Origin of the sequence: Cryobacterium arcticum (assembly GCF_001679725.1) — a bacterium.
In the GTDB taxonomy this organism is placed as follows: domain Bacteria; phylum Actinomycetota; class Actinomycetes; order Actinomycetales; family Microbacteriaceae; genus Cryobacterium; species Cryobacterium arcticum_A.
Window position 1 is genome coordinate 2,068,440 of sequence record NZ_CP016282.1, and the last position, 14,306, is coordinate 2,082,745.

15 protein-coding genes are annotated in these 14,306 nt (G+C 70.6%); all 15 read right to left on the reverse strand.

What is annotated here, in order from left to right:
• Nucleotides 1-42 precede the first annotated feature (42 nt).
• The 15 genes from trpA to metK all read right to left on the reverse strand — a co-directional run bounded on the left by trpA (nucleotide 43) and on the right by metK (nucleotide 14,271).
• Nucleotides 43-882 carry a tryptophan synthase subunit alpha gene (gene trpA, locus PA27867_RS09215; protein WP_420480695.1) on the reverse strand — a complete coding sequence of 280 codons (840 nt, stop codon included), beginning with the start codon at nucleotides 880-882 and terminating at the stop codon, nucleotides 43-45.
• A complete protein-coding gene (gene trpB, locus PA27867_RS09220; protein WP_066595574.1) occupies nucleotides 879-2,105 on the reverse strand; it encodes a tryptophan synthase subunit beta in 1,227 nt (408 codons plus the stop codon). The genes trpA and trpB overlap by 4 nt, the downstream gene beginning before the upstream one ends.
• Nucleotides 2,106-2,888 carry an indole-3-glycerol phosphate synthase TrpC gene (gene trpC / locus PA27867_RS09225; protein ID WP_236900891.1) on the reverse strand — a complete coding sequence of 261 codons (783 nt, stop codon included), beginning with the start codon at nucleotides 2,886-2,888 and terminating at the stop codon, nucleotides 2,106-2,108.
• 4 nt (nucleotides 2,889-2,892) lie between these two features.
• Nucleotides 2,893-3,114, reverse strand: a complete 222-nt coding sequence (locus PA27867_RS09230) for a DUF6704 family protein (RefSeq protein WP_066595582.1) — start codon at nucleotides 3,112-3,114, stop codon at nucleotides 2,893-2,895.
• Between the two features lie 71 nt (nucleotides 3,115-3,185).
• Nucleotides 3,186-3,884, reverse strand: a complete 699-nt coding sequence (locus PA27867_RS09235) for a Trp biosynthesis-associated membrane protein (protein WP_236900892.1) — start codon at nucleotides 3,882-3,884, stop codon at nucleotides 3,186-3,188.
• Complete coding sequence (locus PA27867_RS09240) at nucleotides 3,885-5,408, reverse strand: anthranilate synthase component I (RefSeq protein WP_066595591.1); 1,524 nt, start codon at nucleotides 5,406-5,408, stop codon at nucleotides 3,885-3,887.
• Nucleotides 5,405-5,767 carry a phosphoribosyl-AMP cyclohydrolase gene (gene hisI / locus PA27867_RS09245; RefSeq protein WP_066595593.1) on the reverse strand — a complete coding sequence of 121 codons (363 nt, stop codon included), beginning with the start codon at nucleotides 5,765-5,767 and terminating at the stop codon, nucleotides 5,405-5,407. Before hisI ends, PA27867_RS09240 begins: the two co-directional genes overlap by 4 nt.
• The gene (gene hisF / locus PA27867_RS09250) at nucleotides 5,764-6,528 is read right to left on the reverse strand and encodes an imidazole glycerol phosphate synthase subunit HisF (RefSeq protein ID WP_066595596.1); all 765 of its coding nucleotides are present in this window, start codon (nucleotides 6,526-6,528) and stop codon (nucleotides 5,764-5,766) included. Before hisF ends, hisI begins: the two co-directional genes overlap by 4 nt.
• A gap of 49 nt (nucleotides 6,529-6,577) precedes the next feature.
• Nucleotides 6,578-7,417, reverse strand: coding sequence for an ATP phosphoribosyltransferase (gene hisG, locus PA27867_RS09255; RefSeq protein WP_066595598.1), 840 nt, complete (start codon nucleotides 7,415-7,417; stop codon nucleotides 6,578-6,580).
• A 76-nt stretch (nucleotides 7,418-7,493) separates the two neighbouring features.
• Complete coding sequence (locus PA27867_RS09260; protein WP_066595600.1) at nucleotides 7,494-7,757, reverse strand: phosphoribosyl-ATP diphosphatase; 264 nt, start codon at nucleotides 7,755-7,757, stop codon at nucleotides 7,494-7,496.
• Between the two features lie 55 nt (nucleotides 7,758-7,812).
• Complete coding sequence (gene rpe, locus PA27867_RS09265; protein WP_066595603.1) at nucleotides 7,813-8,481, reverse strand: ribulose-phosphate 3-epimerase; 669 nt, start codon at nucleotides 8,479-8,481, stop codon at nucleotides 7,813-7,815.
• A gap of 36 nt (nucleotides 8,482-8,517) precedes the next feature.
• Nucleotides 8,518-9,918 carry an RsmB/NOP family class I SAM-dependent RNA methyltransferase gene (locus tag PA27867_RS09270; protein WP_066595607.1) on the reverse strand — a complete coding sequence of 467 codons (1,401 nt, stop codon included), beginning with the start codon at nucleotides 9,916-9,918 and terminating at the stop codon, nucleotides 8,518-8,520.
• Complete coding sequence (gene fmt, locus PA27867_RS09275) at nucleotides 9,915-10,832, reverse strand: methionyl-tRNA formyltransferase (protein ID WP_066595609.1); 918 nt, start codon at nucleotides 10,830-10,832, stop codon at nucleotides 9,915-9,917. Before fmt ends, PA27867_RS09270 begins: the two co-directional genes overlap by 4 nt.
• Nucleotides 10,833-13,031: a hypothetical protein gene (locus PA27867_RS09280; protein ID WP_066595612.1), complete on the reverse strand. Its 2,199-nt coding sequence runs from the start codon at nucleotides 13,029-13,031 to the stop codon at nucleotides 10,833-10,835. It abuts the gene before it with no gap.
• Nucleotides 13,032-13,077: 46 nt separating this feature from the next.
• Complete coding sequence (gene metK, locus PA27867_RS09285; RefSeq protein WP_066595615.1) at nucleotides 13,078-14,271, reverse strand: methionine adenosyltransferase; 1,194 nt, start codon at nucleotides 14,269-14,271, stop codon at nucleotides 13,078-13,080.
• Nucleotides 14,272-14,306 lie beyond the last annotated feature (35 nt).

The window sequence follows — 14,306 nt, forward strand, 5'->3', positions numbered from 1 at the left end:
GGCGATCATCGTGCGGTGGAGAGTGGAGAGTGGTGGGACGGGTTAGACGGCGGCCCGGATGTCGCGGGCGCCGGCGGCGAGTTCGGCGGCGAGCGTCGCGACGGCGGCTACTCCTCCGTCGGAGAGCGCCTTGACGAGGGCGGAGCCGACGATGGCGCCGTCCGCGTACTGCAGCACCTCGCGTACCTGGGCGGGCGTGGAAATGCCCAGGCCCACGCAGGCGCTGGTCGAGCCGGCCTCACGCAGCCGGGAGACGAGCACGCGCGCGGCCGAGTCCACGTCGGAGCGGGCGCCCGTGATGCCCATGGTGGACACGGCGTAGACGAAGCCGCGGCTGCGGGTGACGGCCTGCACGAGGCGTTCGTCTGAGGACGACGGCGCGGCGAGGAACACCCGGTCGAGGCCGGCCCGCTCGCTGGCGTCGAGCCAGGCCTGCGCGTCGTCGGGGATGAGGTCGGGCGTGATCAGCCCGGCTCCCCCTGCGGCGGCCAGGTCGTCGGCGAACCGGTCCACGCCGTACTGCAACACGGGGTTCCAGTAGGTCATGATGAGCACCGGGGTGTCCACCTGCGCGGTGATCGCGGCGACGGCCTCGAAGCCGTGCCGCAGGCGGAAGCCGTTGGCCAGCGCCTGTTGCGTGGCGGCCTGGATGACCGGGCCGTCCATGACCGGGTCGGAGTACGGCAGGCCGAGCTCGAGGACGTCCACGCCGTTGGAGGCGATCGCGACCGCAGCGTCGATGCTGTCCGTGAGGGTGGGGAACCCGACCGGGAGGTAGCCGACCAGGGCGCCGCCACCGGCTGCGCGCCGCGCGGCGATTGTCGCCTCGACAGTGCTCGTGCCGGCGCCGGTGCGTCCGGTTCGGATGGGAGAAGTCGTCACAGTTGCTGCGCTCCAGCGTCGAGGAGGTCGAAGTACCGACCGGCGGTTTCCATGTCCTTGTCGCCGCGGCCACTGAGATTGACCAGGATGATGGAGTCGGGTCCGAGCTGCTTGCCCAGTTCGAGTGTTCCGGCGAGGGCGTGCGCGGATTCGATGGCGGGGATGATGCCCTCGGTGCGGCTGAGCAGGCGCAGCGAGTCCATGGCTTCGGCGTCCGTCACCGGCAGGTACGTGGCCCGGCCGATGCTCGCCAACCACGCGTGCTCGGGTCCGACCCCCGGATAGTCCAGTCCGGCCGAGATGGAGTGGGACTCGACGGTCTGGCCGTCTTCGTCCTGCAGCATCATGCTGCGGGCGCCGTGCAGGATGCCCGGACGGCCCTTGGTGAGGGTGGCGGCGTGGCGCAGGCCGGAGATTCCCTCGCCTCCCGCTTCGTAGCCGTAGAGGGCCACACCGGGGTCGTCGAGGAAGGCGTGGAAGATGCCCATTGCGTTGGAACCGCCGCCGACGCAGGCGGTGACCGCGTCGGGCAGCCGGCCCGTGAGGTCGAGGACCTGCTGGCGGGCCTCCTCGCCGATGATCTTCTGGAAGTCGCGCACCATGGCCGGGAACGGGTGCGGTCCGGCGACGGTCCCGAACACGTAGTTGGTGGTCTCCACGTTGGTGACCCAGTCGCGCATGGCGTCGTTGATCGCGTCCTTGAGCGTGCGGGAGCCGGTTTTCACCGAGACGACTTCGGCCCCGAGCAGGCGCATCCGGGCGACGTTGAGCGCCTGGCGTTCGGTGTCGACCTCGCCCATGTACACGACGCAGTCCAGGCCGAACAGGGCGGCGGCCGTGGCCGTGGCAACGCCGTGCTGGCCGGCCCCGGTCTCGGCGATGACGCGCTTCTTGCCGATGCGCTTGGTGAGCAGAACCTGGCCGAGGACGTTGTTGAGCTTGTGCGAGCCGGTGTGGTTGAGGTCCTCGCGCTTGAGGATGATGCGGGCCCCACCGCCGTGCTCGGCGAAGCGGGGAACCTCGGTGATGAGGGAGGGGCGCCCGGTGTAGCTGCGGTGCAGTTCGGCGAGTTCCGCGGCGAAGGCCGGGTCGGCCTTGGCCAGGGCGTACTCGGCCGAGAGCTCGTCGAGAGCGGCCACCAGGGATTCCGGGACGAACCGGCCGCCGAAGTCGCCGAAGTACGGGCCGGCCTGGGCGCGGAGGGATTCTGTTTCGAGGGACATTCAGACCGCCAAGAATTCGCTGAGGGTGAGGATCGGATCGCGTGTCACAAGGGCTTCGCCGACGAGGACGACGTCGGCTCCTGCGGCGCGGTAGTGGGCGACATCGGCGGCAGTCTTCACCGCAGACTCCGCCACCCGGATGACGCCGGCCGGGATGCGGTCGGCGAGGCTGGCGAACAGGTTCTGGTCGAGCTCGAAGGTGCTCAGGTTCCGGGCGTTCACGCCCACCAGGTTGGCGCCAACGTCGAGCGCCCGGTCCACTTCGTCGGCACTGTGCGTCTCCACGAGCGGGGTCATGCCCAGTTCGAGGACGAGGGTGTGCAACGAGGTCAGGGTGGCCTGGTCGAGCGCGGCCACGATGAGCAGCACGAGGTCCGCTCCGGCGGCCCGGGCCTCGAGCACCTGGTACGGGTTGCCGATGAAGTCCTTGCGCAGCACCGGGAGCGCCACGGCGGACTTGACCTGCTCGAGGTCGTCCAGGGAACCGAGGAACTTGCGCCCCTCGGTGAGCACGCTGATGGCGCTGGCGCCGCCGAATTCGTAGGACACGGCCAGTGCGGCCGGGTCGCTGATCTCGGCGAGGGCTCCGCGGGACGGGCTGGCGCGCTTGACCTCGGCGATGATCTTCACCCGGTCGGCCGGTGCGAGCGCGTGCAGCGCGTCGAGGGCGGCAGCCTGGGCGAGGGCGTCCGCCTCGACAGCCGCGAACGGCTTGTCGATGCGGCGCGTCTCGGCGTCAGCCAGCGAGCCGGCGAGCAGTTCTGCGAGGAGGTCGCTGCTCACGTAGTCAGTGACTTCCGTCGACCGACGCAGCGCCATAGCCGGCCTTGGCCATGACCCAGCCGGCGACGAGGCCGAGCAGGAGCAGGGCGGCGGAGGCCCAGACGAGCCAGGCGACCTCGAAGAAGAAGGCGACGGTGCCGATGCTGAAAGCGATCAGCATGATGGTGACTGCGGTCCAGGCCGCCGTCGAGTGGCCGTGGCCGGGGTCTGCCGACTCGAAGCTCATGGTTCTCCTAAGGTCAAGGGGCGTACGGATCAATTCTAGCTTGCCGGTGCGGTCCGGCTTGCCGGGGTGCTCTAGCGTTCCGGCGCGGTCGGGTCGTCCCCGCGGGTCAGGCCGTCCCAGTCGTCCACGGCGTCGCGCGGCCGGGTCTGCGCGCCCGGTGTTCCGGCAGCCGTACCGGGAGTGGTCTCCCCCGCACCGTCGGCCGGTGCGAACCGGGTGGTCTCGTAGCGCTTGGTCGGGCCGGGCCACCGCCGGGCGGTGACGCAGACGGCCAGGCCGATGATCAGCATGAAGACGCCCGCCGCCAGGGCGAGGTACGGCCAGCCGGTGAGCTGCGCCTGACTGACTCCGGCCCGGGTGGATTCGGACCCGGCGATGCCGGTGGCAGCCGTGACGGCTGCTGAGCCCGCTCCGACCGGGTCGCCGATGGCAAGCCCGGCGGAGAGGATCACGCTGACGCCGAGGAGCATCTCCAGGAGGCCCAGGATGATGCGGATCACCGGTCCGGCGATGGTGAGCGCCCCCGCCAGGGCCAGGCCGGCCAGCGCCAGGGCGGTGAGCCCGGGGGCGGCGATGGAACCGGTGACCTCGAGGGCCTGGGCGCTCGCGCCGTCCAGCGTGACCTGCAGGGTGGCCCAGGTCTGAGTCCAGGCGAGCAGGGCCAGACCGCTGGCGGCGATGACGGCCAGGATCAGCAGCGGCTTGATCCGCCGGGTGGTCGGCTTCGGCGCGGGCGGCACCGGCGTGCCGGGCTCGTGGTCGGCGGACACCTAGGACACCCGGGTCATGGCGTTGGCCACGGCGACGGCCCGCAACGGGGCGGCCGCCTTGTTCTGGGATTCCTGGTATTCAGAGGCCGGGTCGGAGTCGGCCACCAGGCCGCCGCCGGCCTGAACGTGGGCGACGCCGTTCATGATCGTCGCGGTGCGGATGGCGATCGCGAGGTCCGCGTCGCCGGCAAAACCGAAGTACCCCACGACTCCGCCGTACACGCCGCGCTGGGCGGGCTCCAGGGAGTCGATGATCTCGAGGGCGCGCGGCTTGGGGGCGCCGGAGAGCGTTCCGGCCGGGAACGTGGCGCGGAACACGTCGATGGGGCTCATCTCGGGCAGCAGGTCCCCCTCGACGGAGGACACCAGGTGCATGATGTGGCTGAAGCGCTCGATGCGCATGAACTCGGTCACCTCGACCGAACCGGCGCGGCAGACCTTGAGCAGATCGTTGCGGGCGAGGTCGACGAGCATGAGATGCTCCGCGCGTTCCTTGGGGTCTCCCGCGAGTTCGGTCTCGTAGTCGGCATCCGCCTCGGGGGTCGCGCCGCGCGGCTTCGACCCGGCGATCGGGTGCGTGAACACCCGGGTGTCGGCGACCTTCACGAGCGCCTCCGGTGAGGAGCCGACGATCCAGTACGGCTCGGCCGTCGTGGACTCGAGGCTGAGCAGGTACATGTAGGGGCTCGGGTTGAGGCTGCGGAGCACCCGGTAGACGTCGATCGGGTCGGCGGTGCACTCCTGGTCGAAACGCTGGGAGATGACGACCTGGAAGATGTCGCCGTCGACGATGTGCTGTTTGGACGTGTCGACGGCGGCGAGGAAGTCGGCGCGTTCGGTGCGGTAGAACGGGTCCGCCGGCGTCGAGAGGTCGACCTCGGAGACGAAGGCTTCCGCCGGCTGGGTGAGCCGGGCCTGCAGGGCGTCGAGGCGGGCCTGGGCGGCGCCCCACAGCGCATCAGTGGGGTCGACGCCGTCGTTGAGCACGTTGGCGATGAGCTGGACGGTGCCGTACTTGTGGTCGATCACGACGAGGTCGGCCACGAAGCTGAACGCCTGGCCCGGCACGTCATAGTCCGCCGGGGGTCGGTTCGGCAGACGCTCGATCTGGCGGATGGCCTCCCAGCCGATGAACCCGACGAGTCCGCCGGTCAGCGGCGGATGCCCGGCCAGGCGCGGGGTCTGCCAGCGCTCGTACAGGTAGCCGAGCGCCGCCAGCGGGGCCAGGTCGGTGGCGCCGCCGAAGGCCCGCTCGGCGGAGATGCCGTAGTCGAGCCAGGCCGTGTCGTCGCCGGTCTGGGTGAGTACGCCGAACGAGGAGACCCCGACGAAGGAGAAGCGTGACCAGATTCCGCCCTGTTCGGCGGACTCCAGCAGGAAGCTGCCGGCGGTGCCGTGGGCGAGCTTGCGGTAGATGCCGACGGGTGTCTCGCCGTCGGCGAAGAGCTCACGGATGACCGGGATCACCCGGTGGGCGCCGAGGAGTTCGGTGAATGCTTCGTGTGTGGTCGAGCCGGCGCTCATCGTTCGTCCTCCGGGATCAGGCCGGCCACGTCGATGTCGCGTCCGTCGAAGCAGGTGCGGGTGCCGGTGTGGCAGGCCGCGCCGATCTGCTCGACCTGCACGACGAGAGTGTCGGCGTCGCAGTCGAGGGCGGCGGAGCGCACGAACTGGGCGTGGCCGGAGGTGTCGCCCTTGCGCCAGTATTCCTGGCGGCTGCGCGACCAGAAGGTCACGCGTCCCTCGGTGAGGGTGCGGCGGAGGGCCTCCCGGTCCATCCAGCCGAGCATGAGCACCTCGCGGGTGTCCCACTGCTGGATGACGGCAGGCAGCAGCCCCTCGGGCGAGAAGAGAGCGGAGTCCAGAGCGGCGTCGACGTTCATCGGCGCACCACCATTCCGGCGGCGGCAAGCTCTCGCTTGACGTCGCCAATCGTCAGGTCTCCGCTGTGGAAGACGGAGGCGGCCAGTACGGCGTCCGCGCCGGCCGCGATGGCGGGCGGGAAGTGCTCGACCAGGCCCGCGCCGCCGGAGGCGATCACGGGCACCGAGCTGAGTTCGCGCATGATCGTGATGAGTTCGAGGTCGAAGCCGGCCTTGGTCCCGTCGGCGTCGATGCTGTTGACGAGAAGCTCGCCCGCGCCGAGCTCGATGGCCTGGCTGGCCCACGCCAGCGCATCCAGGTCCGTCTCGGTGCGGCCGCCGTGGGTGGTGACGACGAAGCCGGATGCGGTGCGCCCGCTGCGCTTGACGTCGAGCGAGAGTACGAGCACCTGGGCGCCGTACCGGTCGGCGATCTCGGAGATCAACGCCGGCCGGGCGATCGCGGCGCTGTTGACGCCCACCTTGTCGGCGCCGCTGGCCTGCAACCGGGAGACGTCGTCGACGCTGCGGATGCCGCCGCCCACCGTGAGCGGGATGAAGACCTGCTCGGCCGTGGCGCGCACGACGTCGTAGGTGGTGGACCTGTCGTCGACCGTGGCGGTGACGTCGAGGAAGGTGAGCTCGTCCGCGCCCTGCTCGTAGTAGCGCTTGGCGAGTTCGACGGGGTCACCGGCATCGCGCAGGTTCTGGAAGTTGACGCCCTTCACCACGCGGCCGTTGGCCACGTCGAGGCACGGGATCACTCTGACGGCGAGGCTCATGGGTGCGGGTGCGCTTTCTGGTCTACGACCTGGTTGACAAGGGCCTGGTTTACAACCGGGCGTTGTGGATGGACGTGACGAGGATGGCGCGGGCACCGAGTTCGTACAACCGGTCCATGACGCTGTTGGTGTCCAGCCGGGGGATCATCACCCGCACGGCGACCCAGTTCGGGTCGCGGAGCGAGGAGATCGTGGGCGACTCGATGCCTGACGCGGCCTGGCAGGCGGCGTCGAGGTTGTCGACGTGCACGTCGTAGTCCACCAGGACGTACTGGCGGGCCACGAGAACGCCCTGCAGGCGGCGCAGCAGAGTGTTGATGCCCGGGTTCACGTTTTCGGAGGTGATCAGCACAGCGGTCGATTCGAGGATGACCGGGCCGAAGATCTGCAGGCCGGCCTTCCGCAGCGTGGAGCCGGTGGAGACCACGTCGGCGACGGCATCCGCCACGCCCAGCTGCACGGCGGACTCGACGGCGCCGTCGAGGGTGACCAGGTGCACGTTGACGCCGTGGCCGGCCAGGAAGGTGCCCACGAGGCCGGGGTAGCTCGTGGCGACGCGGAGTCCCTCGAGGTCGGCGAGGTCGGTGAAGCGGCCGGCGGGCCCGGCGAAGCGGAAGGTGGAGCCGCCGAAGTCGAGGCTGGCGATCTCCGCGGCGCTCGAACCGGAGTCCAGCAGCAGGTCACGGCCGGTGATGCCCACGTCCAGTGCGCCGCTGCCGACGTAGGTGGCGATGTCACGGGGACGCAGGTAGAAGAACTCCACGTCGTTGCGCGGGTCGGCGACGACGAGGTCGCGCGGGTCGCGGCGACCGTTGTACCCGGCCTCCGACAGCATCTGGGCGGCGGTCTCGGCGAGCGAGCCCTTATTGGGCACGGCGATTCTCAACATGTCAATCTTTCTGATGGTGGGCGGTACTCACGCTGAGTACACGCGCTGGGGGTGGTTTTCCGTGAGGGCGTCGACATCAGAGATGTCGGTAGACGTCCTCGGGGGAAAGACCCTTCGCCACCATCAACACCTGCAGGTGGTAGATGAGCTGCGAAATCTCTTCGGCAGTCTCGGTGTCGCTCTGGTACTCGGCGGCCATCCACACTTCGGCTGCCTCTTCGACGATCTTCTTGCCGATGGCGTGCACGCCGGCGTCGAGCTCGCGGACGGTGCCGGAGCCCTCAGGGCGGTCGATGGCCTTCTGGCTCAACTCAGCGAACAGGGCGTCGAATGTTTTCACTCGTACAGGTTACCGGTCCCGCAGGGCGACCGGGCGCGCCCGGTCGTCTCGCGGTTCAGCCGTGACGGTGCGGGTGCGCCTCGGCGGCCGCGCGGAGGGCGGCGATGCGGTCGGCGGGGTTGCCGTTGAAGACGCTGGAGCCGGCCACGAAGGTGTCTGCGCCGGCCTCTGCGGCCTGCACGATGGTGTCCTCGGTGATGCCGCCGTCGACCTGCAGCCAGACGTCGAGGCCGCTGGCCCTGACGGCGTCGGCAAGCACGCTGAGCTTGGGCATGGTGGAGGCCAGGAAACTCTGCCCGCCGAAGCCGGGTTCGACGGTCATGACGAGCACCTGGTCGAACTCGGCGAGCAGGTCCAGGTACGGCTCGACCGGTGTGCCCGGCTTGAGGGCGATGCCCGCCCTGGCACCGATCTGACGCAGCCGGCGGGCCAGGCCGACGGCATCCGCCGCGGCTTCGGCGTGGAACGTGACCGAGTAGGCGCCGGCTTCGGCGTAGGCGGGAGCCCAGCGGTCCGGGTCCTCGATCATGAGGTGGATGTCCAACGGGATCGCCGACACCTGCAGCAGGCGTTCCACGATGGGCAGCCCGAGGGTCAGGTTGGGCACGAAATGGTTGTCCATCACGTCCACATGGGCGAGGTCCGCGCTGCTGATGCGGCCGAACTCGCTCTCCAGATTCGCGAAGTCTGCGGCCAGAATGCTGGGGTTGATCCGGGTAACCATCCACTCACCCTAGCGAATCGTCCGCAGCGGCCCGGCCTACGCCTCGGTGCGCTGCAGCAGGGTGATGAACATGGCGTCCGTGCCGTGGCGGTGCGGCCAGAGCTGCACGCTGCCGGGGTCGCCGGCGAGGTCGAGCGGATGCTCGGACAGGCTCTGCAGCACCGCGGCGGTGTCGAGGGGCTCGATCTTGTCGCCCCAGGCCTTCCGTGCGGTGGCCACGATGCCGCGGGTCTCGGCGACGTGCGGCGAGCAGGTGACGTAGGCGAGGATGCCGCCGGGCTTGAGCGCGCCGAGGGCCGCGTGGAGCAGGGCGGACTGCAGGTCGGAGAGTTCGGCGACGTCCTTGGGGAGCTTCCGCCACCGGGCCTCAGGGCGCCGCCGCAGGGCGCCGAGGCCCGTGCAGGGGGCGTCAAGCAGGATCCGGTCGAAGACCTCCGGCTGGTCCTCGCCCACCCAGGTGCCGTCCATCTCCCAGACGGGGACGTCCGCGGGGACGGCGGCCAGCGCGGCGCGCACGAGCTGCGCGCGCGCTGGGACGACCTCGTTGGCGACGAGGCTGGCGCCGCCGTTGAGGGCTTCGGCGGCCAGCAGGGCGGCCTTGCCGCCGGGGCCGGCGCACAGGTCGAGCCAGCGCTCCCCCGCCACGATCGGGCGGGCCCGGCTGAGCGCGAGCGCGGCCAGCTGCGATCCCTCGTCCTGTACCCGCAGTCGCCCCTGGCTCTCCTTCATCAGGTGGTGGGGGTCTCCCCCGGCCAGTACGAAGCCGGTGGGCGAGTACAGGTCGGCGTCGCCGAGTTCGTCAGTCGCTCCGGCGAGTCCGGGCAGGGCCACCATGTTCACCCGGGGGGCGGCGTTGTCGGCGGCCAGCAGCTCTTCGAGTTCCTGCTCACGACCCTCCTGCTTGAGCGCCTGGCGGAAGGCGCGTACGACCCAGACCGGGTGCGAGTACAGCGTGGCCAGGGCGTCGTCGCCAGATCCGGCGTCGGCGAGGATGCGTTCCCGCCATTCGTCGGCGCTGACCCGGGCGATGGCGCGCAGCACGCCGTTGGTGAAGCCGGTGGCGGAGCGGGAGCCCACCTGGCGGGCCAGTTCGACGGACTCGTTGACGGCGGCGTGGGTGGCCACGCGCGTGGCCAGCAGCTGGTGGGCGCCCAGTCGGAGCACATCGAGGATGGCGGGGTCGATGGCGCTCACGGGCCGTCCGGCGGCTTCCGCGATGACCCGGTCGTAGAAACCCTGCATGCGCAGGGTGCCGTAGGTGAGCTCGGTGGCCAGGGCGGCATCCGCCGTGTTGAGGGCGGCGCGCTGGATGCGGGTGGGCAACAGCAGGTTGGCATAGGCGTCGTCCTCGCGCACGGCGGCGATGACCTCGTACGCGACCCGGCGGGCCGGCTGGACGACGAAGTTGGGCCGGGTGCTGTCCCGCTGGGCGCTCATGAGGCGACCACCTCGGTTGCTGCCACTCCGCGCCACCAGTCGATTGCTTTCATTGGGGTTTTTCCTGCCGGTTGAACGGTGATGAGCTCAAGCGGATCCGTGCCGGTGCCGATGAGGACTCGTTTGTCGATTTCGCTGAGGTGTCCGGGCACGAGCCGGGTCGGGCCGTGCGCCGGGGCCACATCGTGGAGTTTGAGGCGGGCGCCGCCGATCTCCGTGAAGGCACCGGGCTCAGGGGTCACCCCGCGGATGATCGCGTGGATCCGGTCGGAGTCGAGGGTCCAGTCGATCCTGGCGTCGTCCAGGGTGAGCTTGGGGGCGAGGGTCACCTCGCCCACCTGTTCGACGGCCTGGATGGTGCCTGCCGCGAGGCCGTCGACAACGCCGCAGAGGAGCTCGGCGCCGCTGCGGCTCAGGCTCTCCAGCAGGGTGCCCGCCGTCGCGTGCCGGCCGATCGGAGTCGTGAGCTCGGCGAACACGGCGCCGGCGTCGAGTTCGGCGACGAGCTGGAACACGGCAGCACCGGTTTCGGCGTCGCCGGCCATGATCGCGCGCTGCACGGGCGCCGCGCCGCGCCAGCGCGGCAGCAGGGAGAAGTGCAGGTTGATCCAGCCCAGACGGGGAGCCGAGAGCAGTGGTTCGCGTACGAGACCGCCGTAGGCCACGATCACGCCCAGGTCGGCGTCCAGCGCGGTGATGGCGTCCGTGGCGGCAGCGTCGAGCCGGTTGGCCTTGATCACGGGCAGGCCGAGGTTGTCGGCGGCGGCGGCGACCGGGGATGGCGTGAGCACACGCTTGCGGCCCAGTGCGGCATCCGTGCGGGTCACGACGGCCGCGATCTCATGACCTGACGAGGCCAGGAGGGTCAGGCTGGGCACGGCGACCTGCGGGGTCCCGGCGAAGACGAGTTTCATTTACAGCAGCTCCGGGTCGTCGAATCGTACTCTGAGTGTAGGCGCAGGGCGGAAGGCCGCGCCCTTGGGCTTGCGGCGGCTGGCGGCGTTGCGCACGATTGCGGCCTTGAGCGTGCGGGCGACCTCGTCGCCCAGCGGGTAGCCGAAACGCACGATCGCGCGCACCGAAGGTGTCCCACCGGTGGCACGATTGGGCCCGCTCCCGCTCGGGCCGGTGCCTCCGGGTTCGTGCGCCACCGGCCCGAGCACGTCCAGTCCGGGCAGGTCGTCGAGGGATTCGAGGGCTGCCGCCACCTCCGCGCTGGTCCCGGTGACGGAGGCCACCCGCACGGCGGGCGGGAAACGCAACTGCCGGCGGTCGGCCAGTTCCGCGGCGGCGTACGGGCCGGGCTGCCAGGTGTTCAGGGCTCGGGCCAGAGAACCGCCCACCCCGGCCAGCATGACCGAGGCGCCGGGGGCGGCCAGGGCGGCGGCGTTGGCCCACCAGCGCAGGCAGTCCTCCCCCACACGCAGGGACTCGCGCGCGAGCATCCGTTCGCCGTCGAGGATGAGGATCGCGCTGTAGCCGTTGCGGGGAATCGGTTCTGCGCCGCGGGTGGCGATCACCAGGGCCGGCTCCGGCCCGATCGTCTGCACGGTGTGCTCGCCGTCGGCGACGATGACCCGGGAGCCGGGGAAGGCCCGGCCGAGTTCTTCGGCGGTGCGGCCGGTGCCCACGGTGACCACCCGCAGTTGGGTTCCCTCGCAGTGTGAGCAGTGCCAGCCGGCGGCCAGGTGACCGCACCAGCGGCAGGCCGGGGTGGCGTTGGCGCTGGACTGCGCCAGCGGGCCCTGGCACTGGGTGCACCGGGCGGACTGCCCGCAGGAGCGGCAGGCCAGCATGGGCGCGTAGCCGGGGCTCGCGACCTGCACCAGTACCGGTCCGGTGCGCACGGCCTCCTTCGCGGCCAGCCAGGCGGCCGAGGGGATGCGCGCGGCCCTGGCCTGGGCGTCGGGCTCGGACTGGAAGGTGGTGGGGATCACCCGGGGATGGACGTCCTTGGCGGGGTGCACGGCACGCAACCAGCCGATCTCGATCAGACGCTCGGTCTCCACGCTGCGGGAGTGCCCGAGGAAGACCAGCGCGCAGTCGGCCGCCTCCCGGCGGATCAGGGCCGCGTCCCTCGCGTGCACGTACGGGCTGAGCTGTTCGCCGTAGAGCGGGTCGCCGTCGTCCCAGATCACGATCAGGCCGAGGTCGTGAGCGGGGGCGTACACCGCCGACCGGTTGCCCACGATGATGCGCGGAGTGCCCTCGAGCAGGCTGAGGAAGCCCCGGTAGCGGTCGGGATTGGCCTGCCGGGCGTCGACCCGCACGACGTCCGCCGCGGGCGCCAGCATCGCCAGGGCAGCCTGCAGCTGGTCCTGGTCGCGGAAGTCCGGGGTCACGAGAATGCTGCTCTTGCCCTGCCGGAGAGCCGACACGGCCAGTTCGGCCATGGTGATGGCCCAGGTGCCCACGGTGCTGCCGGAGTCTGCGCCCTTCTTCGAGCTCGATTTCACATCCGTCGCCACGACTGTCGCCACGTCCGCCGCCCCGGCGGCGTCCGCCTCGGCACCGGGCAGCCGCACCAGGCTGGGGACGGCGGCGATGGCCACCCGCAAACGTTCGGCGACGATGGTGCCCAGCGTTCCGGGCGGGTATTCGGCGAAGCCGGGCTCGGCCAGCTCGGCGGTTTCCGGCGCTCCGGATGACCCGGCACCCGCCTCGCTCGCACGCGCCGCCAGCCAGGCCTTCTCCACTCGCACGGCACGCGGCGGGACGCCGAGCCGCACGATGTCACTGGCATTGCCGGCGGCGCGGTCGGCCAGCCGGCGAGCGAGTTGCCAGACCGGCATGCTGAGCACCGGAACCGCGGACACGATCGATTCGACCGGGCTGAGTTTGCCGCTGTATCCCCCGTCAGCCGCCAGGCCGTCCAGGGTGGACGCAGAGGCGGCCGGCCCGGGCTGAGCCGTCCGCGGCGCGGCCTGCGGGTCGATCAGGTCGATGACATACCCGTCGGCCACCCGGTTCGCCGAGCGCAACGGAACCCGCACCCGCACGCCGGGCTGCGCGAGGTGGGCGAGTTCGTCGGGGATCGCGTAATCGAACAGATGGTCGAGCTGCGGGAGGGGCGAATCGATCAGCACCCGTGCAATGAGGCCGGTGCGAGTCATCTGCGGCCTCCCGTGTTCGGTTCTCGGCTAGTGCGTACTCTGCGGTTCAGAGTCCGGCTGCGCTTCTCAGGTCGTCGACTCTGTCGAGCCGCTCCCAGGTGAAGTCGGGCAGTTCGCGCCCGAAGTGGCCGTAAGCTGCCGTCTGGGCGTAGATCGGGCGGAGCAGGTCGAGGTCGTGGATGATGGCGGCCGGGCGGAGGTCGAAGACCTCGCGGATGGCCGCGGTGATCTCCTTGTCCGGTAGGGCGCCGGTGCCGAACGACTCGACGTACAGGCCGACGGGAGACGCCGTGCCGATTGCGTAGGCCACCTGGATCTCGAGGCGTTCGGCCAGGCCGGCCGCCACAGCGTTCTTGGCCACCCAGCGCATGGCGTAGGCGGCTGAGCGGTCGACCTTGGACGGGTCCTTGCCGCTGAAGGCGCCACCGCCGTGCCGGCTGGATCCGCCGTACGTGTCAATGATGATCTTGCGTCCGGTGAGGCCGGCGTCGCCCTGCGGGCCACCGATCTCGAACCGCCCGGTGGGGTTCACCAGGGTGCGCAGGCTCCCTGCATCCAGGTCGACGCGCTCGAGGACCGGCTTGATGACGAGCTCGGCGATGTCCGCGCGCAGCTTCTCGGTGGTCACGGCCGGCGAGTGCTGGGTGGAGAGCACGACGGTTTCGACAGTGCGGGGAACGATGCCGTCGTAGCCGATGGTCACCTGGGTCTTGCCGTCCGGGCGCAGGTAGTCCAGTTCGCCGGACTTCCGCACCTCGGCAAGGCGCTCCGCCATGCGGTGGGCGATCCAGATCGGGATGGGCATGAGCTCGGGGGTCTCGCGAGTGGCGTACCCGAACATGATGCCCTGGTCGCCGGCGCCCTGGCGGTCGTAGTCGTCGAGGCTGTCCTGCTCGCGGCTCTCGTAGGCGTCGTCGACGCCCTGGGCGATGTCCGGGGACTGTCCGCCGATGGAGATCTCCACGCCGCAGGAGCGGCCGTCGAACCAGACGTCGGACGAGTCGTATCCGATGTCGGTGATGCACTTGCGCACGATCGACGGGATCTCGACGTATCCGGCCGTGGTGACCTCACCGGCGACGTGCACGAGGCCCGTGGTGACGAGGGTCTCAACGGCGACCCGGCTCTGCGGGTCCTCCGTGAGCAGGGCGTCGAGGATGCTGTCGGAGATCTGGTCGCAGATCTTGTCCGGGTGGCCTTCGGTGACCGACTCCGAGGTGAAGAGGCGAAGATCGCTCATCGGGGTGATTCTCAATTCTGTGAGTAAGGTGCTGC

Bases quoted from the DNA above. Each gene is read 5' to 3' on its own strand.
- trpB (WP_066595574.1), bottom strand. From the start codon at position 2,105: ATGTCCCTCGAAACAGAATCCCTCCGCGCCCAGGCCGGCCCGTACTTC.
- PA27867_RS09230 (WP_066595582.1), bottom strand. From the start codon at position 3,114: ATGAGCTTCGAGTCGGCAGACCCCGGCCACGGCCACTCGACGGCGGCC.
- PA27867_RS09240 (WP_066595591.1), bottom strand. From the start codon at position 5,408: ATGAGCGCCGGCTCGACCACACACGAAGCATTCACCGAACTCCTCGGC.
- hisI (WP_066595593.1), bottom strand. From the start codon at position 5,767: ATGAACGTCGACGCCGCTCTGGACTCCGCTCTCTTCTCGCCCGAGGGG.
- hisF (WP_066595596.1), bottom strand. From the start codon at position 6,528: ATGAGCCTCGCCGTCAGAGTGATCCCGTGCCTCGACGTGGCCAACGGC.
- hisG (WP_066595598.1), bottom strand. From the start codon at position 7,417: ATGTTGAGAATCGCCGTGCCCAATAAGGGCTCGCTCGCCGAGACCGCC.
- rpe (WP_066595603.1), bottom strand. From the start codon at position 8,481: ATGGTTACCCGGATCAACCCCAGCATTCTGGCCGCAGACTTCGCGAAT.
- PA27867_RS09270 (WP_066595607.1), bottom strand. From the start codon at position 9,918: ATGAGCGCCCAGCGGGACAGCACCCGGCCCAACTTCGTCGTCCAGCCG.
- fmt (WP_066595609.1), bottom strand. From the start codon at position 10,832: ATGAAACTCGTCTTCGCCGGGACCCCGCAGGTCGCCGTGCCCAGCCTG.
- PA27867_RS09280 (WP_066595612.1), bottom strand. From the start codon at position 13,031: ATGACTCGCACCGGCCTCATTGCACGGGTGCTGATCGATTCGCCCCTC.
- metK (WP_066595615.1), bottom strand. From the start codon at position 14,271: ATGAGCGATCTTCGCCTCTTCACCTCGGAGTCGGTCACCGAAGGCCAC.